Below are 21,525 nucleotides of genomic sequence, written 5' to 3' on the forward strand. Positions count from 1 at the left end.
GTTTCTATAAACTCTTAAATCACTGAAAATATCGCTATTTTAAACTAAATTTTTTTGTCGCCATCAATCTGGCGGCGCATGCCTCAACCTAACTAGCTGGTTAACATGCGCATAAAATTCTGATAATCGTCCCGCAGAGTGGGATCGCTTTGCTGAAGTTCAATCATTACCTTACAGGCATGCAAAACGGTAGTGTGGTCCCGCCCCCCAAACGCTTCGCCGATTTCAGGCAAACTGTGATTGGTCAATTCCTTAGCCAGCGCCATAGCCATCTGTCTTGGACGGGTAATTGAGCGGGTGCGACGTTTTGACAAAATATCCGCAACGCGGATTTTGTAATATTCAGCCACCGTTCTCTGGATATTATCAATACTGACCTGCTTCTCATGCAGCGCCAGCAGATCCTTCAAACATTCGCGAATAAACGCCGGCGTGATCTCCTGCCCAGTGAAGTGCGCATTGGCAATCACCAACTTCAATGCGCCTTCCAATTCTCGAACGTTAGAGCGGATTTTTTGCGCAATGAAGAAAGCGGATTCACTGCTCAGGTGAACATTCGCCTGCTCCGCCTTTTTCATCAAAATCGCCACCCGGGTCTCCAACTCAGGCGGCTCGACCATCACCGTCAGCCCCCAACCGAAGCGAGACTTCAGACGTTCTTCCATATGGTCGATCTCTTTTGGATAGCGGTCACAGGTCAGAATCATCTGCTGACCACCTTCCAACAAGGCATTAAAGGTATGGAAAAACTCTTCCTGGGAACGTTCTTTACGTGCGAAGAACTGAATATCATCAATCAGCAGCGCATCAACAGATCGATACAGGCGCTTGAAGTCGTTGAAAGCATTCAGCTGTAATGCTTTCACCATATCCGCAACGAACCTCTCGGAGTGCAGATACAGAATCTTCGCATTGGGATTCTTCTTAAAAATGGCGTTACCCACCGCCTGCATCAAGTGCGTTTTCCCTAAACCCACGCCCCCATATAAAAATAGAGGGTTGTACGCGCTGCCCGGATTATCCGCCACTTGCATGGCCGCCGCCCGCGCCAACTGGTTTGACTTACCTTCAACAAAGGTTTCAAAGGTAAACGTAGGATTCAGATAACTCTCATGTTTGATAGCCCCTTCCACCGTAACGTTTCTTTCCCCGGACGGGGCCACATCAGCGATGACAGGCTTGGACGGAGCCGTAGTCCTTATGGAGCCAGTCGCCGTGTCCTTACTTGGCGTCCCTTTGTTATTGCCGGCGATACTGCCAATCTTCAAAGAAATACGCGGAGCCTTCTGAGAAGTCAGTTCACTGAGAATTTCATTGATCCTGCCAATGTACTTTTCATTAACCCAATCCAGTACAAACCGGTTTGGCGCAAACAAAAGCAGTTCCTCCTCAGAACCTTTCGCCTGTAAAGGGCGTAACCAAGTGTTGAACTGTTGTGCTGGCAACTCGTCCTCTAAATAACCCAGACATTGATGCCACAGCTCAGATGTCACTTCCAAACCTCCAGAATTCGTACATGCTCGCTCTTTTTTTGCGCAAATTAAAGACGGCGGCTTTCTATATATGGAAAACCGAAATTTGATGTTTTTCAGAGAAAACAAAACCCTGTGGCCAAAACCCCACATCAGGCGGCTAATAAAGACGCTTTATTTCTTCGTCACTCCCCACATAAGCAACGAAAACAGACTGAACCTCAACAGGTAGGGGAAAATTCTAGCTGGAATGACTTCCCTTTACCACCTCGAAAATAAATCTTATTAGAAGCCCTGTGGATTATTTTTTATTTTAATTTCATTAAGTTACCGAGTTACTAACAAGCTTGTTAACATTTTTGGACGTAAAAAAATTTTTAGAACCTTTGCTCATATCCAAAACCCTCGTGATTCCCTGTGGATAACTTGTTGCGGACCTGGAGACAAATCCAGCCTGTGGAAAACTATCCATTTCCTCCCCATGTTCTCAGCAGCTTTTCAAAGGTTAATCCCTAGCTTGCCAAGCACTTTTGCATTCAGTAAATAGATGATACATAAAAATTTTCCACACTTATCCACAGAAATGAGGCTAACTAATCATAATTCTTCATAACCATCCTTTCTTAAAAACCTAAGATTTAATAACAAGCGAGCAAACCCTTCTTGTTTTCAGGAAATATCGGTCTATGAATGAATTTCGCACCAAAATCTTTTCCACACGAATTAACAATTCCCGGTAGAAAAGTTACTCACACTGATCCACAGACACCAATCCAGCTCAGGCTAATCAAACCGTTTTGAAAATTTCCGCAACTCTCGTTTGCTATTTACTTCTAAATTCCATACAATTCCGCTCCCTGTTTTCTAGAACGAATTTCAACCAGTTATTTGCTAAAGAGTCGGATATGAAACGCACATTCCAACCTAGCGTCCTTAAGCGTAAACGCACTCACGGTTTCCGTGCCCGCATGGCTACCGCAAACGGCCGTAAAGTTCTGGCCAGCCGTCGCGCTAAAGGTCGTAAGCGTATTTCAGCTTAATTGTCGTCTGTTGTTTAAAAGCAACCTATAGATGGCTGGTTACGAATTCCCCCGATCACTTCGACTTTTGAAGCCGGGGGATTTCCGTAACGTATTTAATGATGCTCGCTTCAAAGCAAGCCATCCCGGTTTGCTCCTTCTTGCTATCCCTAATCAATTGCCTCACCCTCGAGTAGGACTTGTCATCGCCAAGAAAAATATTAAGTTGGCGACGGGAAGAAACAGAGTCAGAAGGCTCATCAGGGAGGCATTTCGTCTTCAGCAAGCAAACATACCAAGCGTCGATATTGTCGTTCTGGCCCGCAAAGCTGTTGCAGACATGAACAATGAAGAAATTTTTCAGTGTCTAACCAAATTGTACGCACGAATTGGTCAGCAACATGCCAATGCCCTCGCTAAAGCAGACTCTTCCTCAGCTACCTAAATACTTCCTTTTAGGTTTGATAAAAGCGTACAAATACGCAATCAGTCCAATGTTAGGACAGCACTGTCGCTTTTACCCTAGTTGTTCAAGTTACGGGTACGAAGCAATTTCCAAGTATGGATTCCTGCGAGGGAGTTATCTTACCGCCCGACGTCTGCTAAGATGCCACCCTTGGTCAACGGGGGGTATTGATCCAGTGCCAGAAAGCCTGTCTCACAAACGCTGCCCTCATTCATCATCCGAATAAAAGTTTGAATAGTTTATGGACTTTTTAAGAACCTCTCTCATAGTCGGTTTATTGGTTGTTTCCTACCTATTGGTATTGGAATGGAATGAGGAGATGACCCCCCAGCAGCAGCCAGTCGCCCAAACTACCTCTGTCACTATAGACAGTAATGGGACCGACTCCTCAGCTCTCTTGAACTCCCCTAACACAGGCGAGCTGGATACTCCTGAAACTGCATCAAAACCGGCTACTACAGAGGATTCAAATGTTTCCTCTACAGTATCCAGCGGTAAGGTAATTACTGTTATCACCGATGTTCTTCGCGTAGAAATTGACTTAAATGGCGGAAATGTCGTTGAAGCGTCATTGCTTCAGTATCCCATTTCCTTAAAAAATCCCACGCCATTGGATCTTATGCAGAAGAACAATGGCGTGTATTACGTTGCTGCAAGCAGTTTGATTGGCGCTAACGGCTTTGATAATTCAAAAAATGGGGGAAATCCTGTTTATGTTGCTGAAAAGAACTCCTACTCATTACAAGAAGGTCAGGATAAATTAAGCGTAGATCTCAGAACCGAACGTGACGGCGTAACAATCGTTAAGCGTTATGAGTTTGAAAAGTCCAGTTATTCCATTAATGTCAATTTCCAAATCAACAACCAGTCAGACGCCCCATGGAAAGCGAATTTTTCTGCAAAATTGGTTCGTGATAAGTCTCCAGATCCCACATCCTCTGGCGGATTTGGCGCGGCGTCTTTCTTAGGCGCTGTAGTTTCAACGCCAGAGAAACCTTACGAGAAAATTGACTTTTCGGACATGGAAGAAAGCGGGCCTTCCGGCGTTAAAGTTAACTCCTCCAATGGTTGGATAGCTTTTATACAACATTACTTCGTCAGCGCATGGATTCCCTTATCCAATGACACTCATACCTATCAAACTCGTTTGAGAAACGGTCTGTACCTGATGGGCTTTGTCGATCCTGAGTTCACTGTCGAACCAGGCCAGACCCATAATGTAGGCGCCAAACTTTATGCTGGCCCTAAAATCATGGAAACCCTCAAAGAAGTAGCCCCCAATCTGGACCTGACCGTTGATTTCGGTTGGTTATGGTTAATAGCAAAACCGCTTTATTTGGTGCTTGAATTTATCCACGATTATGTCGGCAACTGGGGTATCGCTATTATTCTGCTGACAGTTCTGATCAAGGCTCTGTTTTTCCACTTGTCCGCAACCAGCTATCGCTCCATGGCGAACATGCGTAGAGTGACCCCTGAAATGCAGAGAATTCGGGAGCAACATGGCGATGACAGACAACGCATGTCACAAGCCATGATGGAGTTGTACAAGAAAGAGAAAATCAATCCACTTGGCGGATGTTTACCTATGTTGGTGCAAATGCCAGTGTTCATTTCTCTCTACTGGGTGTTATTGGAAAGCGTGCAATTGCGCCAAGCCCCGTTCTTCTTCTGGATTCAGGATTTGTCCATTAAAGACCCGTATTTTGTATTACCTTTGCTGATGGGCGCTGCGATGTTCCTGCAAACATCTTTGAACCCAACGCCTCCAGATCCTATTCAGGCGCGCGTCATGAAGATGATGCCGATTATCTTTACAGTTTTTTTCCTCTGGTTCCCAGCAGGTCTGGTACTGTACTGGTTGGTCAACAACATTCTTTCCATCGCCCAACAGTGGTATATCACCAATAAGATCGAAAACGGGGCCTTGGCCGCCAAAAAATAGCCACTTGGATAGGTTTGTCAGTCAGTGGTAGCCTGAGCTACTTTTAAACAAAAGCCCGTTTTAACAACGGGCTTTTTTATGGCAAAGCGAGAATTTTCATGTACGCTGAGAATGACACTATAGTCGCAATCGCAACCCCTCCAGGGAAAGGCGGCGTTGGCGTCGTCAGAGTTTCCGGTCCTCAAGCAAAAGCACTTGCACGTCTGGTTCTTGGCTATGACCCTAAGCCCAGACATGCGCATTACGGCCCATTTTTCGCTGAAGAAGGCGATGTCCTCGATAGCGGCATCGCATTACTTTTTACCGCTCCCAATAGTTTTACCGGTGAAGATGTCATTGAATTCCAAGGTCACGGCGGCCCTGTTGTTCTCGATTTGCTGGTTAAACATTTAGTCGCCGCTGGCGCCAGACTGGCGCGCCCTGGCGAATTCTCTGAAAGAGCATTCATGAATGACAAGCTTGATCTGGTACAGGCGGAAGCTATTGCGGATCTGATCGAAGCAACGTCAGAACAAGCCGCGCATAGCGCAATGAGGTCCCTGCAAGGGCAGTTTTCCAAAGAAATCGAAAAGCTGATCGAGAGCCTTATTCAACTACGTATCTATGTCGAAGCAGCGATCGATTTTCCAGAGGAGGAAATTGACTTTCTCTCTGACGGCAAAGTATTAAACGACTTGGACACCCTTCTCAATCAGACACAGTCTGTCTTCGCCAGCGCCAAGCAAGGCGCCTTGATGCGTGAAGGAATGACGGTGGTGATTGCGGGTCGACCCAATGCTGGTAAATCCAGTTTGTTAAATGCTTTAGCAGGGAAAGAGAGCGCCATCGTGACGGAAATTGAAGGCACTACTCGGGACGTACTTAGAGAGCATATTCACATTGATGGAATGCCTCTTCATATCGTTGATACGGCAGGATTGCGGGATAGCGATGACGTTGTAGAAAAAATCGGCATCGAACGCGCCTGGAAGGAGATTGATCGGGCTGATCGTATATTGTTCCTGGTTGATGCAATGCAGACAAAGGAAGTATCTCCCGAGCGGATCTGGCCGGAATTCTACGCGCGGATAGAACACCATGACCATATCACTGTCGTTCGCAATAAAATCGATTTGAGCGACGAACCTCAAGGCATAGACTTGTCGCTTCCCCACCCCGTCATTCGTTTATCAGCCAAAGGTGGACAGGGTATTGATCATTTACGCGAGCATTTAAAGGCCTGTGTAGGTTTTGAAAGCCATACAGAAGGGAGCTTTATGGCGAGACGGCGTCACTTGGAAGCCCTTACCAACGCAGAAAAACACATCCAACTCGCCAAAAACCAGCTGCTAAGTGCGAATGCCGGGGAATTGGTGGCGGAGGATCTGCGGGTCGCACAGAATGCATTGTCGGAAATTACAGGCGCCTTTACTTCTGATGACTTATTGGGGCGTATATTTTCCTCATTCTGCATCGGGAAGTAGCATTCATGAAGCCAATTTGGTCAACCTACGCAGCTTTGGCCGCCGCTATTTTGTTGGAGGTGATTGGCACCACTTTTCTACAAAAGTCGGAACAGTTCAGTAAACTGACGCCAACTATCCTCATGGCGCTGTGTTATTTGGGAGCCTTTTACTTTCTTTCTTACAGCCTTAAAACAATTCCTGTCGGCTTGGCGTACGCTATTTGGAGCGGTCTTGGCATTGTACTGATTTCGGCCATCGGCTATCTCCTGTTTCGACAGACTTTGGATCTTCCAGCGATGATTGGCCTAGGCTTTATCATCATTGGAGTCATTATCGTCAACGTATTTTCTAACTCCATTAACCACTAGCCTACTGCAACGCTCTACGCCCCTATCTACTAAACTGACTACTCAGGCTCACGCGTTTCTTTTCTCCTTCGGAACAGAGCGCGCGAATTTAAGCAGATAGAAAGGTGTCTGAGTGCTTAAAAATAAACTGATACACAGTGTCTTTATTGTTTTTTTGCTCTGCCGAGTGATTGATGCTGTGGCGCAGGAAGAAATAATGGTCGCTATCGGCGAGTGGGCTCCTTTCATGAGCGAGTCCTATCCTGATTACGGTGTTGTTCCTCATATTATTTCGGAGATCTATCAAAAAGCAGGAGTTAGGGTGGTTTATGGCTTTTTCCCTTGGAAACGCTCCTACATTTTGGTGCAAAGAGGAGAATGGCATGCCTCGGCAATTTGGGGAAAGACGCCGGAAAGAGAAGCAGACTGCTATTTCTCTGATGCGGTCTATACAGGAGAAATTGTTCTCTTTTATCTGAAAAATAAACCCGTTGTCTGGACTGGTGCAAAAGAAGATCTTCAAGGTCTCACTATTGGCCTCCCCCTTGGGAGCGCCAAGGCCAAACCACTGGAGGAAGCTGAAAGAGAAGGTTTGGTCAGTTACGATGTGGGAGTTGATCATATCCTCGTCTTCAGAAAACTACTCGCTGGACGTTTTGACGCCTTGGATGAGAATAAGGCAGTAGGGTTGTTCAATTTGCAGACGCAATTCACCCCTCAGGAAAGGGAAAAAATAGGCTATACAACTCCCGTGGAAAGCTGGCCTTATCATATGATTTTCTCCCGCAAATCCCACATCAGTCCCCGCCTTGTGGAGATTTTCAACGCTGGCCTGAGTGAGCTGGAGCAGAGCGGACGACTTGATGAAATATGGGAAGCCTTTTATCGCGGAGAATTTACCGCTCCTTAAGTTTCCCGTTGTGGCTTTAAAGTATTAAAAAGCTTCGGTGTTGGAGCGTTTCAATATTGGTGATGGTAAAGAGACTGCGCGTCCCGAGTAAATCACATTGAAATCGGACATATTTTCTTCATAAAGCTACAAAAAATCTCCTTACTATTTCGCCTTCTGAATTGCTCTTGGCGTGTTCTTTTATCCCTTGTTTTGAGCGGAGTTATCCACTGTCAATAACTTCGACGCACTGTGGATAACTTTATGGGCTCTGTGTCAACCTGTTTGCGGTTGATTTTTTTTGTATATATAAAACAATGGGTTATAAGTTGATAATTTTAGTCAGGCAATGCTTTTGCTTGTGGATAACTTTATTAATAACTTGTCTAAAATAATTTTGCTAACTCTCTGAAAAGGTTAGGCTATTTTTTAATCTGTGTGACAGAGGCATGCCATAAGACGCTCGAGACAGGATGTTTTGAACGTTTTTTAAACATTTTTCATGTGGCGCTCTTATTTTTGCCCTGTCCGCATAGTAAAATACGCGGTTCGTTTCAGGTCCGTTACCGATGAGGGTGTAAAAGTCTATGGACTTTCCAAAAAGTTTTGACGTCATAGTTATAGGCGGTGGGCATGCCGGAACCGAGGCTGCATTGGCGGCAGCGCGTATGGGGCGCCAGACTCTGCTGCTGACTCATAACATAGAAACCCTTGGACAGATGTCCTGTAACCCCGCGATTGGAGGCATCGGTAAAAGCCACTTGGTGAAAGAAGTGGATGCGCTTGGCGGCGCCATGGCGTTGGCGACGGATCAGGCGGGTATTCAGTTTCGTGTGCTCAACTCCAGAAAAGGTCCAGCCGTGCGCGCAACCCGCGCCCAGGCGGATAGAGCGCTTTATAAAGCGGCGATCCGGGAGATTTTAGAAAATCAGCCTAACCTCACCATTTTTCAGCAGGCTGCCGATGATCTCATTATGCAGGGCGATCGTGTCGCTGGCGTCGTGACCCAAATGGGGCTGCGTTTTCATAGTAAGACAGTCGTGCTGACGACTGGCACTTTCCTTGGCGGCGTTATCCATATTGGATTGGAAAATCACTCTGGTGGCCGCGCAGGCGATCCCCCTTCCATTGCTTTGGCGAAACGGCTGCGGGAAATGCCGTTCCGTGTTGGCCGCCTGAAGACGGGAACGCCTCCGCGAATTGATGCGCGTTCTGTGGATTTTTCGGTAATGGAGGCGCAGCCCGGAGACACACCAATTCCAGTAATGTCGTTCATGGGCTCGGCGGATCTACATCCACGTCAGGTCAATTGCTTTATTACTCGCACTAATGAACGCACTCACGAAATTATTCGTGGAGGGATGGATCGCTCGCCTATGTATACGGGAGTGATTGAGGGGGTAGGGCCCCGTTATTGCCCTTCTATTGAAGACAAGGTGAATCGGTTTTCTGACAAGGATTCACATCAGGTATTTATTGAGCCCGAGGGGCTGAGCACTCACGAGCTGTACCCCAATGGCATTTCCACCAGTCTGCCTTTTGACGTGCAGCTGGAATTGGTGCATTCGATCCAGGGCATGGAAAACGCGCATATCACCAGACCCGGCTACGCCATTGAGTACGACTTCTTTAATCCCCAGGACCTGAAGCACTCTCTGGAAACCAAGTTTGTCGGCAACCTGTTTTTCGCTGGCCAGATTAACGGCACAACAGGCTATGAAGAAGCGGCGGCGCAAGGTCTGTTGGCGGGTATGAACGCAGCCCTGCGCGCGCAGGAGAAAGAAGCGTGGAGTCCGCGCCGGGATGAAGCTTATATCGGCGTATTAGTGGACGACCTGATCACGATGGGCACGCGAGAGCCATACCGTATGTTCACCAGCCGCGCTGAGTACAGACTGCTTCTGCGAGAAGACAATGCGGATTTGCGGTTGACTGAAAAAGGCCGCGAGCTTGGCATGATAGATGATGAGCGCTGGCGTGTTTTCTGTGAGAAACGGGAAGCTATAGCTCGCGAGCAGCAACGTTTGAAGTCCATCTGGATTCAGCCTGCAACGGAAAAAGCCCGGAAAGCGGCGGAATTGTTGGAAACGGAATTGACGCGAGAGTATTCATTGCATGATCTGCTGAAGCGTCCGGAAATGACCTGGGAAAAGCTGTCTTTGCTGGACGCGGAAGTGGCGACGACGCCGTTTGAAGTGGCTGAGCAGTTGGAGATTCAAGTTAAATACGCTGGATATATTGATCGTCAGCAGGAAGAAATTGAGCGTTTGCGGCGCAATGAGAATATGGCTTTGCCTGCGGATCTCGACTATAGCGGAATTCAGGGTTTGTCCAACGAGATCAAGCAAAAGCTGACTGAAGTGAAGCCGGAAACCTTGGCGCAGGCCTCCCGGATTCCTGGCGTCACTCCGGCGGCGGTTTCTTTATTGATGGTGCATCTGAAGAAGCGCGGTTCAATTCAACGGAAGAGCGCTTGAGTATGGCGTTGGTTTTGAATCAAACGGAGCAGCTGGCGTCTGGCTTAAAGGCGATGGGAGTGAGTTTGACGGAGGCGCAGCAAGGTAAAATTCTGCGTTATCTGGAACTGCTGCATAAGTGGAACAAGGCGTACAACCTCACGGCTGTGCGGGATCCTGCATTGCATGTCAGCCGTCATATACTTGATTCTCTGGCGGCGCTTCCTTATTTAAAAGGCGTCCAGTTTCTGGATGTGGGCGCTGGCGCAGGGTTGCCGGGAATTCCTCTTTCCATTGCATTGCCGGATTCTCACTGGACATTGTTGGATAGCAATGGCAAAAAAACCCGGTTCATGGATCAATGCCGGATGGATATGGAGTTGGTGAATCTTCGGGTTGAGCACACCCGTATTGAAGCATTCACTCCTGACGCCAAATTTGACGGAATAATATCCAGAGCTTTCGCGACAATTGGCGATATGATTGCTGGATGTCGCGAACTAATTCTTCCCGAGACGCGCATTTATGCGTTGAAAGGCCTTTACCCTCATGACGAAATTGAAGCCATACCGGCGGACTTTGAAGTTGTGGAATGGCATAAGCTGGAGGTTCCCGGTTGTGATGGGGAACGTCATTTGCTTATTATTGCGCGTAGTGGAAATACCGGAGGCTCATAAATGGCGCGAATATTGGCTGTAACCAACCAAAAAGGCGGTGTCGGCAAAACCACGACCTGCGTCAATCTGGCAGCCTCTCTAGCCGCTACCCGGCGCAAAGTGTTGCTGGTGGATATTGATCCACAGGGCAACGCGACTATGGGAAGCGGTATCGATAAAAACACGATAGAACATACTGTTTACGATGTCCTCACTAAAAAGGCGGACGCTGCCCAGGTTGTGAAGACGTCTGAAGCGGCGGGATACGATGTAATGCCCGCCAATGGCGATGTCACAGCGGCTGAAGTCGAGTTGATGAATGAGATTGGTCGAGAGTACCGTCTGCGCAACGCGATTAAAGAAGTAGCCGCAAACTATGACTATGTGCTGCTTGACTGTCCCCCGGCGTTGAACTTATTGACTGTGAACGCGTTGGTGGCGGCCAATGGCGTCTTGATCCCCATGCAGTGTGAGTACTATGCGCTTGAGGGATTGGCGGCGCTGATGAACACCATTGAACAAATCCGCGAAACGGTCAATCCGAGTCTGGAAATAGAAGGTCTGCTGCGCACCATGTACGATCCCCGCAACAGTCTGACATTGGACGTATCGCGCCAAATTACGGATTACTTTGGCGATAAAGTTTATCGCTCAATTATTCCGCGTAACGTAAGGCTGGCGGAAGCGCCCTCCTATGGCGTGCCAGCGCTTAAATACGATAAAAGCTCAAGAGGCGCCATTGCTTACCTGGCATTGGCGGGAGAAATTATTCGCAAAGACAGGAAGGCGGCGAAAGAAGCCGTTCCAGCCTGAACAGGCGATTTAGGGGAACTACCTGAATAATGAAAAAACGAGGTCTAGGCGATCGCGGACTGAACGCACTGTTGGCTGGGTCGCGCACACGCACTAATGAGGAAGAGGAAAACGTCAAACAAGATGGCGTTTTAAAAATGCTTCCAGTCGAGCTGATCCAGCGTGGGCAATATCAACCTCGTCGGGACATGGACCCCGAGTCGCTGGAGGAACTGGCGCAATCTATCCGTCAACAAGGCGTCATGCAGCCTATCGTCGTTCGTGAAATTGCACAGAACCGCTATGAAATTATCGCCGGCGAGCGCCGTTGGCGCGCCACTCAGATCGCTGGAAAAGACAAGATTCCCGTTATAATCCGCGATGTTCCCGATGAAGCTGCGATTGCAATGGCGCTGATTGAGAACATTCAAAGGGAAAACCTTAACCCCATAGAAGAAGCCATGGCGTTACAGCGCCTGCAGGATGAGTTTGGCCTGAATCAATCCCAGGTGGCGGAAGCTGTTGGCAAGTCCCGCCCTGCGATAGCAAATCTGTTACGCCTTCTTGCTCTTCATGTCGACGTCAAAACCATGTTAGAGCGCGGCGATATGGAAATGGGGCACGCCAGAGCACTGTTGCCCTTGGATGAACCGACGCAGCTGGCTGCTGCGAACGCTATTGTCGAGAAAGGTCTGTCAGTCAGACAAACAGAAGCGCTGGTGAGAAAGCTATTGCAGGAAAAGGAAAATCCGAAAGAAAAAATAAAGAAAGCTCTGGATGCGGATGTCCGCAAACTACAGGAAAGTCTGGCGGAAAAGCTGGGTTCACCGGTCACTATCGACTACAACAGCAAAGGCAAGGGCAAGCTAGTCATTAAATACAGCTCGTTGGACGAGCTGGACGGTATTCTTGCTCATATTCAATAAGGCCTTTTTCTGTCTTTACGCCGATATGTCCGAGTAAAAGCCGTATCGGCGCTTCTCTCCCCTTGATTCAATTTATTTGGCCTGAGTCATTAATAACTACATAACGTATGCAGCGTATAGAAATAATCCAACCACTATATTTGGCGCCTTCAATTTGAATAAAGCATATTTGGCACCAAATATTGATTTCGTTAAAATTTTTTAATGTCTTTATGTGTATGGAAATTATACAGTTTCGCTTTCATGGCGGTTGAATGCGTTACATCGACACAATATAATCACCTGCGCCTAAAGCTACGGGTCTCTGTAGTGCGAGGGCGGGGGTAACAAGAATTAGGCAGAAACGTGATTTGAATAGTGCAGCTCGCTCGCTTATTAAGCGGCCGCCGGTCTTTAGGATTGTGGGATTACAATTAATAGCCACGGTCCTCATATCTTTAATCGCGTGGAGATGGAGCAGCGTGCATGCGTACTCGGCTTTGGTCGGGGGACTGATTTGCGCTGTCCCAAACATGTATTTCGCCCACCGCGCCTTTCTCTATCAAGGGGCTCAAGCAGCCAGGCAAATCGTACAATCTATTTATAAAGCAGAGGCGGTTAAGCTCGGATTAACGGCCATTTTTTTTGGCCTGGCTTTTAAGTTTATCCAGCCTTTGGAGCCGGCAAGTTTATTTCTGGCTTTTCTAGGTGTGCAGTCAGTGCATTGGTTCGCGCCGCTGATTGTCGGAAGGCGGCAGCGTAAATAACAATTGCAACAATCGATTAAGAGTGAAACATGGCAGGCGAAAATCCTACAGCGTCGGAGTACATTCAGCACCATCTTCAAAACCTGACCTTTGGTAACCACCCAGAGCATGGCTGGAGTTTTGCGCACACTGCGCAGGAAGCCAAAGAAATGGGGTTCTGGGCCGTCCATGTTGACAGTCTGGGTTGGTCTATCGCCTTGGGCGCTTTATTTGTCTGGTTATTCCGCAAAGCCGCGGTGAAAGCAACCAGTGGCGTGCCGAGCGGACTGCAGAACTTTGTTGAAATTATGGTCGACTTTGTCGACAAGAGCGTAAAGGAAACCTTCCACGGCAAAAACGCTGTCATCGCTCCTTTAGCGTTGACTATTTTCTGCTGGATCTTCCTGATGAACCTGATGGACTTGGTTCCTGTAGACTTTCTGCCAAGACTGTTCCAAGTCATAACCGGCAATGATCATGCTTACTTTAAAGTCGTTCCCACCACTGACGTCAATGTGACTTTGGGAATGTCGTTGTCCGTTTTCTTCCTGATCATTTATTACAGTATAAAAGTCAAAGGCGTGGGCGGCTTCCTAGGCGAACTGACCCTGCAGCCATTCGGTAAGTGGATGCTGCCATTCAACCTGCTCCTGGAAGGCGTGGGCTTGATCGCCAAACCTATTTCTCTTGCGCTGCGTCTATTCGGTAACCTGTACGCAGGCGAGCTGCTCTTCATCCTGATAGCGTTGATGCCATTGTGGGCGCAATGGGTGCTGTCGGTGCCCTGGGCGATTTTCCACATTTTGGTTATTGTGCTGCAGGCGTTCATATTCATGATGCTGACCATCGTGTATCTGAGCATGGCGCATGAAGATCATTAAGAAGTAGAAATTTCCATCAAAACTAAAAACTTTCTATCCACTAACTAACTGATAAATTTAGGAGAGACAATGGAAACTGTAGTTGGTATGACCGCGATTGCTGTAGCTCTTTTGATCGGCATGGGCGCGTTAGGTACTGCGATTGGTTTCGGATTGCTGGGCGGTAAATTTTTGGAAGGCGCTGCGCGTCAACCTGAAATGGTGCCCATGCTGCAGGTTAAAATGTTCATCGTGGCCGGTCTGCTTGACGCCGTAACCATGATCGGCGTTGGTATCGCTCTGTTCTTCACTTTCGCTAACCCGTTCATTGCTTTGGTTCAGTAATTACACCTTTTAGGCAAACGAGTCATTTTATTCGACTGATAAGCGAGGGGTGTCAACGTGAACATCAACCTGACAATGATAGGGCAGGCGATTGCTTTCTTTATCTTTGTCGTATTCTGCATGAAGTATGTATGGCCGCCGGTCATACAGGCTCTGCGGGAACGCGAGAAAAAGATTGCCGATGGTTTGCAGGCTGCTGAGCACGCGCAAAAGGATCTTGAGCTAGCCCAAGAAAAAGTTGCCAAGCAGTTGCGTGAAGCCAAACAGCAAGCGGCTGAAATTATTGAACAAGCCAACAAGCGCGCCAATCAAATGCTGGAAGAAGCAAAAGATCAGGCGCGTACTGAAGGCGAACGTTTGATCACCGCAGCCAAAGCTGAAATCGACCAGGAAAAGAACCGTGCTAAGGAATCGCTGCGTGCTGAAGTCGCTGCGCTGGCGTTGGCGGGTGCTGAGAAGATCCTGGAAACCTCTGTGGACGCAGGTGCGCACAGCAACATGCTAGATAAACTAGCTGCGGAACTTTAAGAGGTTTGCATTATGGCGGAAAGCACTACACTCGCCCGGCCATATGCGAAAGCGGCCTTTGAATTAGCTCGGGACGCGGGTCAATTGTCGGAATGGTCAGCGTTATTAGCGCTGACCGCCGCTGTTGCTGAAGACAGCAATATGCACAAGGTGTTAAAACACCCAGCATTGACCAGCGCTCAGAAAGGCCAGACGTTCCTTGACGTTTGCGAAGGCAAACTCAATGAAGCGGGAGCTAACTTTGTTAGAGTTCTCGCTGAAAACAATCGTCTGGTCCTGCTGCCGGAAATCGCGGCACTGTTCGAGCAGTTAAAGGCGCAGCAAGAAGCCACAATCGAAGTCACTATTGAGAGCGCATTCGAAATGAATGGCGAGCAGGAAAACAAGCTTGCTCAGGCTCTGCAAAAGAAACTATCTCGCAACGTCAATTTGCGCTCCCAGCTTAATAAAGAGCTGATCGGGGGCATCGTCGTGCGCGCGGGTGACTTGGTGATTGACGCGTCCGTACGCGGTCGCTTGGCTAAGCTGGCCGAGGCAGTGAATTCCTGAACTGGCGCCTGCGGCTGAATTTCCGCAGAAAGGTAACTGAAGGGTTTTTGAGGATAAAGGCATGCAGCAACTGAATCCATCTGAGATCAGTGAAATCATCAAGAAGCGCATTGAGAAGCTGGATATTTCTTCTGAAGCGAAAACAGAAGGCACTATCGTAAGCGTTTCTGATGGTATCGTACTGATCCATGGTCTTGCCGACGTAATGTACGGTGAGATGATTGAATTTGAAGGCGGCGTATACGGTCTGGCTCTTAACTTAGAGCGCGATTCCGTGGGCGCCGTTGTATTGGGCGACTACAAAGATTTAGCGGAAGGTCAAAAGGTAAGAGTAACCGGCCGTATCTTGGAAGTACCCGTAGGCGAACAACTGCTTGGTCGCGTCGTTGACGGACTGGGTAATCCGATTGACGGTAAAGGCGCTCTGGAAACGACTCTGACTGAGCCAGTCGAAAAAGTCGCTCCAGGCGTTATCGCCCGTAAATCCGTTGGTCAGCCGATGCAGACCGGTTATAAGTCCGTGGACACCATGGTGCCTATCGGTCGTGGTCAGCGTGAGTTGGTTATCGGTGACCGTCAGACAGGTAAGACTGCTCTGGCGATCGATGCGATCATCAACCAGAAAGGCACTGGCATTAAGTGTATCTATGTAGCGATCGGTCAGAAGCAATCTTCTATCGCTAACGTAGTGCGCAAGCTGGAAGAGCACGGCGCAATGGATCACACCATCGTTGTAGCCGCCGGCGCTGCGGATCCTGCTTCCATGCAGTTCCTGGCGCCATACTCCGGCTGCACCATGGGTGAATACTTCCGCGATCGCGGCGAAGACGCACTGATCATTTATGACGACTTGACCAAGCAAGCCTGGGCGTATCGTCAGATCTCCCTGTTGCTGCGTCGTCCGCCCGGACGTGAAGCATACCCCGGTGACGTATTCTACCTGCACTCCCGTTTGTTGGAGCGTGCGTCCCGCGTTAACGAGGAATACGTTGAAAAGTACACCAACGGCGAAGTGAAAGGCAAAACCGGTTCTTTGACCGCTCTGCCTATCATCGAAACTCAAGCCGGTGACGTATCTGCGTTCGTTCCTACTAACGTAATTTCTATTACTGACGGCCAGATCTTCCTTGAGACAAGCCTGTTCAATGCGGGTATCCGTCCTGCGATGAACGCCGGTATCTCTGTATCCCGGGTAGGTGGCGCCGCACAGACCAAGATCATGAAAAAGCTGGGTGGCGGTATCCGTCTGGCTCTGGCTCAGTATCGTGAACTGGCTGCGTTCGCACAGTTCGCTTCCGACCTTGACGAAGCGACTCGTAAGCAGCTGGAGCACGGTCAGCGTGTTACCGAACTGATGAAGCAAAAGCAGTTCGCTCCGATGACCGTTGCAGAAATGGGCTTGGTTCTGTTCGCTGCAAACGAAGGTTTCCTGGACGATGTCGACGCCAAGAAAGTAGTTCCCTTCGAAGCGGCTCTGCTTTCTTACGCCAAGAGCGAATTCGGCGATCTTCTGGCGAAGATCAACGAAGCAGGCGATTACAACGACGAAATCGCCGCCGGCCTGAAATCTTGTATCGAGAAGTTCAAATCCACTCAAACCTGGTAATGAACTTCTAACCGTCGCCGCTTTTGCGGCGACTGGTTGTTCAACAGGTTCAGGATTAACGAAAGGCAGGTAAATATGGCCGTCGGAAAAGAGATTAAAACCCAAATCGCAAGTATCAAGAGCACGCAGAAAATTACCAGCGCGATGCAGCTCGTCGCCGCTAGTAAGATGCGTAAGGCTCAACAGCGAATGGCGGCGGGTCGGCCTTATGCTGATCGCATACGCAGCGTCATAAGCCATATCGCTACTGCGAATCCAGAATATCGACATCTGTATCTGCAAGAACGCGAAGCTAAAAGAATCGGCTATATCGTGGTCTCAACTGACCGCGGACTCTGTGGCGGTTTGAACGTTAACGCTTTCCGCGAAATGATGCGCTCCATGAAAGAATGGCGCGATAAAGGCGCGGAAGTCGATTTGTGCGCAGTGGGGCAAAAAGCAATCAGCTTTTTCCGCAACTACGGCGGTAACGTTGTCGCTGCATTGAGCCACTTGGGGGATGAACCATCCCTTACCAAGATCGTGGGCTCCGTAAAGGTCATGCTGGACGCATATGCTGAAGGCAAGATCGACCGTTTGTACCTGGTCCATAACCGCTTCGTAAACACCATGACGCAGAAGCCTACCGTGGCGCAGCTGTTGCCTCTTCCCCCTGCGGAAGATGATGAAATGATACGTCGCCATTGGGATTACATTTACGAGCCTGACGCTAAAGGCTTGTTGGACGGGTTGCTAACCCGTTTCATTGAGTCTCAGGTATACCAAGCTGTTGTGGAGAATAACGCCTGTGAGCAGGCCGCGCGGATGATCGCAATGAAGAGCGCGACCGACAACGCTGGCGGAATCATCAACGAGCTGGAGTTGGCGTACAACAAAGCTCGTCAGGCGGCGATCACTCAAGAGATCTCTGAGATTGTGAGTGGCGCAGCGGCGGTATAGGTTTCTTGGTATTTGGACGCGCCGCTTGAAAGGCGGCGGAGTCAGGCAGAACAGATTTAAGATTCAGTGAGGAACTGACAATGAGTAGCGGACAAATAGTGCAGATTATCGGGGCGGTTATCGACGTCGAATTTCCGCGCGATACAGTGCCCAAAGTCTATGATGCTTTAAAAGTTGAAGGCGGAGCCACAACACTGGAAGTTCAGCAGCAGCTGGGTGACGGTATCGTGCGCACCATCGCCATGGGAAGCACCGAGGGTCTACGCCGCGGTCTTCAAGTGGAAAACACCAACGCTCCTATCTCAGTACCAGTCGGAACCCAGACTCTGGGCCGTATCATGGATGTACTGGGTAACCCGATTGACGAAAAAGGTCCTATCGGTGAAGAAGAGCGTATGCCCATTCACCGTACTGCTCCTGGTTATGCGGATCAGTCTTCCTCTCGCGACCTGTTGGAAACCGGCATCAAGGTTATCGACTTGGTATGTCCTTTCGCGAAGGGCGGTAAAGTCGGCCTGTTCGGCGGCGCGGGCGTAGGTAAGACCGTAAACATGATGGAGCTGATCAACAACATCGCGAAAGAGCACTCTGGTCTTTCTGTATTCGCAGGTGTTGGTGAGCGGACTCGTGAAGGTAACGACTTCTACTACGAGATGGAAGAGTCCAAAGTACTGGACAAAGTAGCAATGGTTTACGGGCAGATGAATGAGCCGCCAGGAAACCGTCTGCGTGTTGCTTTGACTGGTCTGACCATGGCGGAGAAGTTCCGTGACGAAGGTCGTGACGTTCTGTTGTTCGTTGACAACATTTATCGTTACACCCTGGCGGGAACAGAAGTATCGGCTCTGCTGGGTCGTATGCCTTCCGCGGTAGGTTATCAGCCGACTCTGGCTGAGGAAATGGGCGTTCTGCAGGAGCGTATCACTTCCACTAAAGTTGGCTCCATTACGTCCGTTCAGGCCGTATACGTACCTGCGGATGACTTGACTGACCCCTCTCCAGCAACCACGTTCTCCCACTTGGATGCGACAGTTGTATTGAGCCGGGATATCGCCGCAAAAGGTATCTACCCTGCGATTGACCCGCTGGACTCCACCAGTCGTCAGCTGGACCCGCTGGTTATCGGTCAGGAGCATTACGACGTGGCGCGCGGCGTACAGACCGTACTGCAGCGTTACAAAGAGCTGAAAGACATTATTGCGATTCTGGGTATGGACGAGCTGTCTGAAGAAGACAAGCAGATTGTATCCCGTGCGCGTAAAATCGAGCGTTTCTTGTCTCAGCCTTTCCACGTTGCGGAAGTATTTACCGGCTCTCCGGGCAAATACGTGTCTCTGAAAGACACTATCCGCGGCTTTAAGGGTATTCTTGATGGCGAATTCGACCACCTTCCAGAACAGGCGTTCTACATGGTAGGCGGTATCGATGAGGCAGTTGAGAAAGCCAAGAAGACTAAATAATATCCGAATAGGATAGAGGCCTAACCAAATGGGTATAAGTGTGCATTGCGATATCGTTAGTGCGGAACAGGAGATCTTTTCTGGCTTGGTGGAGATGGTTATCGCCGCCGGCAGTGAAGGCGACCTGGGCATCACGCCGGGTCACACCCCCCTGCTAACTGCGCTAAACCCCGGTCCGGTTAGGATCATCAAGCAAGGCGGTGAAGAGGAAGTATTTTTCGTTACTGGCGGATTCCTCGAAGTACAGCCGAACATGGTGACCATCCTATCGGATAGCGCGCAACGTGCGGGCGATATGGACGAAGCCGCTGCTCTGGAAGCGAAGAAAGAAGCTGAGAAGGCCCTGGCCAATCGCGGCGGAGACTTCGAATACTCCAGAGCCGCATCGCAGCTGGCCGAAGCCGCTGCAAGGCTCCGCACCATTCAGCAAATGCGTAATAAGTTGAAGCGCTAACAGCAAAGATTGCAAGATCGAACAAGGGGAAGCACAGTCTTCCCCTTTTTTTGTATTTGAAGCCCGCTTAAGGGCTAAAACTTGGCGCCTGTGCGCAACTTTACTAGTCTATCTGGACGGCAGGAAATTTTTCTCCTAATCCCTTAAAGTGTCGATTAATACAATTTCAATTAACAGCCAAGCTGTTACCGGTTTAATTACTTTATCCATTCTTCGGAGACCGATATGAGTCTGCACATCATCATTCTCGCAGCCGGCCAAGGTACGCGAATGAAATCCGAGTTGCCGAAAGTGATGCATTGCGTCGCTGGCAAGCCCCTGGTTCAGCACGTCATCGACACTGCTCGTCGCTTGGAGCCGGAAAACATTACTGTCGTATATGGCCACAAAGGCGATGTGGTTCAGGCCGGAGTGTCTGGACCCGGTCTGTTATGGGCGCACCAGGCGGAGCAGCTAGGCACGGGACATGCGGTAGCTCAGGGATTGCAGAACTTGTCTGATGATGGTCAGGCGTTGATTCTATATGGCGATGTGCCGCTCACTTCCGCCGCTACATTGAAAAACTTTCTCGCCGTCAGCCACGGTAAATTGGGCGTTTTGACCGTGACACTGGACAACCCCGCTGGTTATGGCCGTATCGTCCGCAATGAGGCTGGGTCGGTGGTCGCCATTGTTGAGCAGAAAGATGCGACTGAAGAGCAGAAGGCAATCAATGAAATTAACACTGGCATCATGGCTGTGCCGGCCAGTCGATTGAAAGAGTGGTTACCCAAGCTTTCCAATAGTAACGCTCAAGGTGAATATTATCTGACGGACATCGTCGCGCTAGCGGTTGAAAGCGGCGTAGACATCGTCACTGCGCAGCCAGGCTTCCTCCATGAAGTTGAAGGCGTTAATAACAGGATTCAGTTGGCCGCACTGGAGCGAGCATACCAACAACAGGTAGCCGAAGAGTTGATGCTGGCCGGTGCGACCTTGCGCGATCCCGCCCGTGTTGACGTGCGCGGCGTGCTTAATGTCGGCCGTGACGTGGAAATTGACGTGAATGCCGTCTTCGAAGGCGACGTCACTCTGGGAGACAGGGTTAAAATCGGTCCGAATTGCGTGATACGAAATGCGGTCATCGCTAATGACGTAACGATTGAAGCTAGCAGTATTATAGAAGACGCTCGTATTGACGCTTTCGCCACGGTTGGACCGTTTGCGCGACTGCGCCCAGGCTCTCATTTGTTTGAGAAGGCCAAAGTCGGCAACTTTGTAGAGATCAAGAAAGCGGATATCGGTCCTGGCAGCAAGGTGAATCACCTCAGCTATGTCGGCGATGCTACGGTAGGCTCCAACGTCAACATTGGCGCTGGAACCATCACCTGTAACTATGACGGCGCCAATAAGTTTAAGACGCTTATAGAGGACGATGTTTTCGTTGGCTCCAATACCGCTCTGGTTGCGCCAGTGACATTGGGTAAAGGGGCGACGATTGGAGCTGGTTCTACCGTCACCAAGGATGTATCCGACAAGCAGCTCGCCGTCGCCCGCGCGCAGCAGCGCAATATCGATGGCTGGACGCGGCCGGTGAAGAAGTAGCCCGAGCACAAATAACGTTAAGCGAGGCGTTGTAGCCTCGTTTTCTAAAAAAACATAAAACG

The 21,525-nt window shown here is 49.3% G+C and carries 22 protein-coding genes; 21 read left to right on the forward strand and 1 reads right to left on the reverse strand.

Going from position 1 to position 21,525, the window contains the following annotated elements; genetic code table 11:
* Nucleotides 1-92 precede the first annotated feature (92 nt).
* A complete protein-coding gene (dnaA, locus tag O5O45_RS25350) occupies nucleotides 93-1,493 on the reverse strand; it encodes a chromosomal replication initiator protein DnaA (RefSeq protein ID WP_305902102.1) in 1,401 nt (466 codons plus the stop codon).
* A gap of 884 nt (nucleotides 1,494-2,377) precedes the next feature.
* On the opposite strand from dnaA, the gene rpmH reads away from it, so the two are divergent.
* From rpmH to glmU, 21 genes are all read left to right on the forward strand, one after another.
* Nucleotides 2,378-2,512, forward strand: a complete 135-nt coding sequence (gene rpmH, locus O5O45_RS25355) for a 50S ribosomal protein L34 (RefSeq protein ID WP_083769858.1) — start codon at nucleotides 2,378-2,380, stop codon at nucleotides 2,510-2,512.
* 31 nt (nucleotides 2,513-2,543) lie between these two features.
* Nucleotides 2,544-2,936, forward strand: a complete 393-nt coding sequence (rnpA, locus tag O5O45_RS25360) for a ribonuclease P protein component (RefSeq protein ID WP_305902103.1) — start codon at nucleotides 2,544-2,546, stop codon at nucleotides 2,934-2,936.
* The gene (yidD, locus tag O5O45_RS25365) at nucleotides 2,899-3,183 is read left to right on the forward strand and encodes a membrane protein insertion efficiency factor YidD (RefSeq protein WP_305902104.1); all 285 of its coding nucleotides are present in this window, start codon (nucleotides 2,899-2,901) and stop codon (nucleotides 3,181-3,183) included. Before rnpA ends, yidD begins: the two co-directional genes overlap by 38 nt.
* Before the next feature lie 15 nt (nucleotides 3,184-3,198).
* Entirely contained in the window at nucleotides 3,199-4,902 is a 1,704-nt protein-coding gene (gene yidC, locus O5O45_RS25370; RefSeq protein WP_305902105.1) for a membrane protein insertase YidC, read from the forward strand.
* A 98-nt stretch (nucleotides 4,903-5,000) separates the two neighbouring features.
* Complete coding sequence (gene mnmE / locus O5O45_RS25375; protein WP_305902106.1) at nucleotides 5,001-6,365, forward strand: tRNA uridine-5-carboxymethylaminomethyl(34) synthesis GTPase MnmE; 1,365 nt, start codon at nucleotides 5,001-5,003, stop codon at nucleotides 6,363-6,365.
* Between the two features lie 5 nt (nucleotides 6,366-6,370).
* A complete protein-coding gene (locus O5O45_RS25380; protein ID WP_305902107.1) occupies nucleotides 6,371-6,715 on the forward strand; it encodes a DMT family transporter in 345 nt (114 codons plus the stop codon).
* Between the two features lie 112 nt (nucleotides 6,716-6,827).
* Complete coding sequence (locus O5O45_RS25385; RefSeq protein WP_305902108.1) at nucleotides 6,828-7,604, forward strand: substrate-binding periplasmic protein; 777 nt, start codon at nucleotides 6,828-6,830, stop codon at nucleotides 7,602-7,604.
* 566 nt (nucleotides 7,605-8,170) lie between these two features.
* Nucleotides 8,171-10,060, forward strand: a complete 1,890-nt coding sequence (gene mnmG, locus O5O45_RS25390) for a tRNA uridine-5-carboxymethylaminomethyl(34) synthesis enzyme MnmG (protein ID WP_305902109.1) — start codon at nucleotides 8,171-8,173, stop codon at nucleotides 10,058-10,060.
* Nucleotides 10,061-10,062: 2 nt separating this feature from the next.
* A complete protein-coding gene (rsmG, locus tag O5O45_RS25395) occupies nucleotides 10,063-10,716 on the forward strand; it encodes a 16S rRNA (guanine(527)-N(7))-methyltransferase RsmG (protein WP_305902110.1) in 654 nt (217 codons plus the stop codon).
* The gene (locus O5O45_RS25400) at nucleotides 10,717-11,508 is read left to right on the forward strand and encodes a ParA family protein (RefSeq protein ID WP_127974372.1); all 792 of its coding nucleotides are present in this window, start codon (nucleotides 10,717-10,719) and stop codon (nucleotides 11,506-11,508) included.
* A 29-nt stretch (nucleotides 11,509-11,537) separates the two neighbouring features.
* Entirely contained in the window at nucleotides 11,538-12,413 is an 876-nt protein-coding gene (locus tag O5O45_RS25405) for a ParB/RepB/Spo0J family partition protein (protein WP_305902111.1), read from the forward strand.
* 350 nt (nucleotides 12,414-12,763) lie between these two features.
* Nucleotides 12,764-13,159, forward strand: coding sequence for a F0F1 ATP synthase subunit I (locus tag O5O45_RS25410; protein WP_127974370.1), 396 nt, complete (start codon nucleotides 12,764-12,766; stop codon nucleotides 13,157-13,159).
* A 29-nt stretch (nucleotides 13,160-13,188) separates the two neighbouring features.
* The gene (gene atpB, locus O5O45_RS25415; protein WP_305902112.1) at nucleotides 13,189-14,019 is read left to right on the forward strand and encodes a F0F1 ATP synthase subunit A; all 831 of its coding nucleotides are present in this window, start codon (nucleotides 13,189-13,191) and stop codon (nucleotides 14,017-14,019) included.
* A gap of 69 nt (nucleotides 14,020-14,088) precedes the next feature.
* Entirely contained in the window at nucleotides 14,089-14,343 is a 255-nt protein-coding gene (atpE, locus tag O5O45_RS25420; RefSeq protein WP_011400738.1) for a F0F1 ATP synthase subunit C, read from the forward strand.
* Between the two features lie 57 nt (nucleotides 14,344-14,400).
* Complete coding sequence (locus tag O5O45_RS25425; RefSeq protein ID WP_011400737.1) at nucleotides 14,401-14,871, forward strand: F0F1 ATP synthase subunit B; 471 nt, start codon at nucleotides 14,401-14,403, stop codon at nucleotides 14,869-14,871.
* Nucleotides 14,872-14,883: 12 nt separating this feature from the next.
* Nucleotides 14,884-15,420, forward strand: coding sequence for a F0F1 ATP synthase subunit delta (locus O5O45_RS25430; protein WP_305902113.1), 537 nt, complete (start codon nucleotides 14,884-14,886; stop codon nucleotides 15,418-15,420).
* 61 nt (nucleotides 15,421-15,481) lie between these two features.
* Nucleotides 15,482-17,026 (forward strand): F0F1 ATP synthase subunit alpha, encoded by a 1,545-nt coding sequence (atpA, locus tag O5O45_RS25435; protein ID WP_011400735.1) that lies wholly within the window; start codon nucleotides 15,482-15,484, stop codon nucleotides 17,024-17,026.
* Between the two features lie 75 nt (nucleotides 17,027-17,101).
* Complete coding sequence (gene atpG / locus O5O45_RS25440) at nucleotides 17,102-17,965, forward strand: F0F1 ATP synthase subunit gamma (RefSeq protein ID WP_305902114.1); 864 nt, start codon at nucleotides 17,102-17,104, stop codon at nucleotides 17,963-17,965.
* Between the two features lie 80 nt (nucleotides 17,966-18,045).
* Nucleotides 18,046-19,425 carry a F0F1 ATP synthase subunit beta gene (gene atpD, locus O5O45_RS25445; protein WP_011400733.1) on the forward strand — a complete coding sequence of 460 codons (1,380 nt, stop codon included), beginning with the start codon at nucleotides 18,046-18,048 and terminating at the stop codon, nucleotides 19,423-19,425.
* Nucleotides 19,426-19,453: 28 nt separating this feature from the next.
* The gene (locus O5O45_RS25450) at nucleotides 19,454-19,879 is read left to right on the forward strand and encodes a F0F1 ATP synthase subunit epsilon (RefSeq protein WP_011400732.1); all 426 of its coding nucleotides are present in this window, start codon (nucleotides 19,454-19,456) and stop codon (nucleotides 19,877-19,879) included.
* Between the two features lie 225 nt (nucleotides 19,880-20,104).
* Nucleotides 20,105-21,463, forward strand: a complete 1,359-nt coding sequence (gene glmU, locus O5O45_RS25455) for a bifunctional UDP-N-acetylglucosamine diphosphorylase/glucosamine-1-phosphate N-acetyltransferase GlmU (RefSeq protein WP_305902115.1) — start codon at nucleotides 20,105-20,107, stop codon at nucleotides 21,461-21,463.
* Nucleotides 21,464-21,525: the final 62 nt, after the last annotated feature.

Origin of the sequence: Hahella sp. HNIBRBA332 (assembly GCF_030719035.1) — a bacterium.
Classification (GTDB): Bacteria; Pseudomonadota; Gammaproteobacteria; order Pseudomonadales; family Oleiphilaceae; genus Hahella.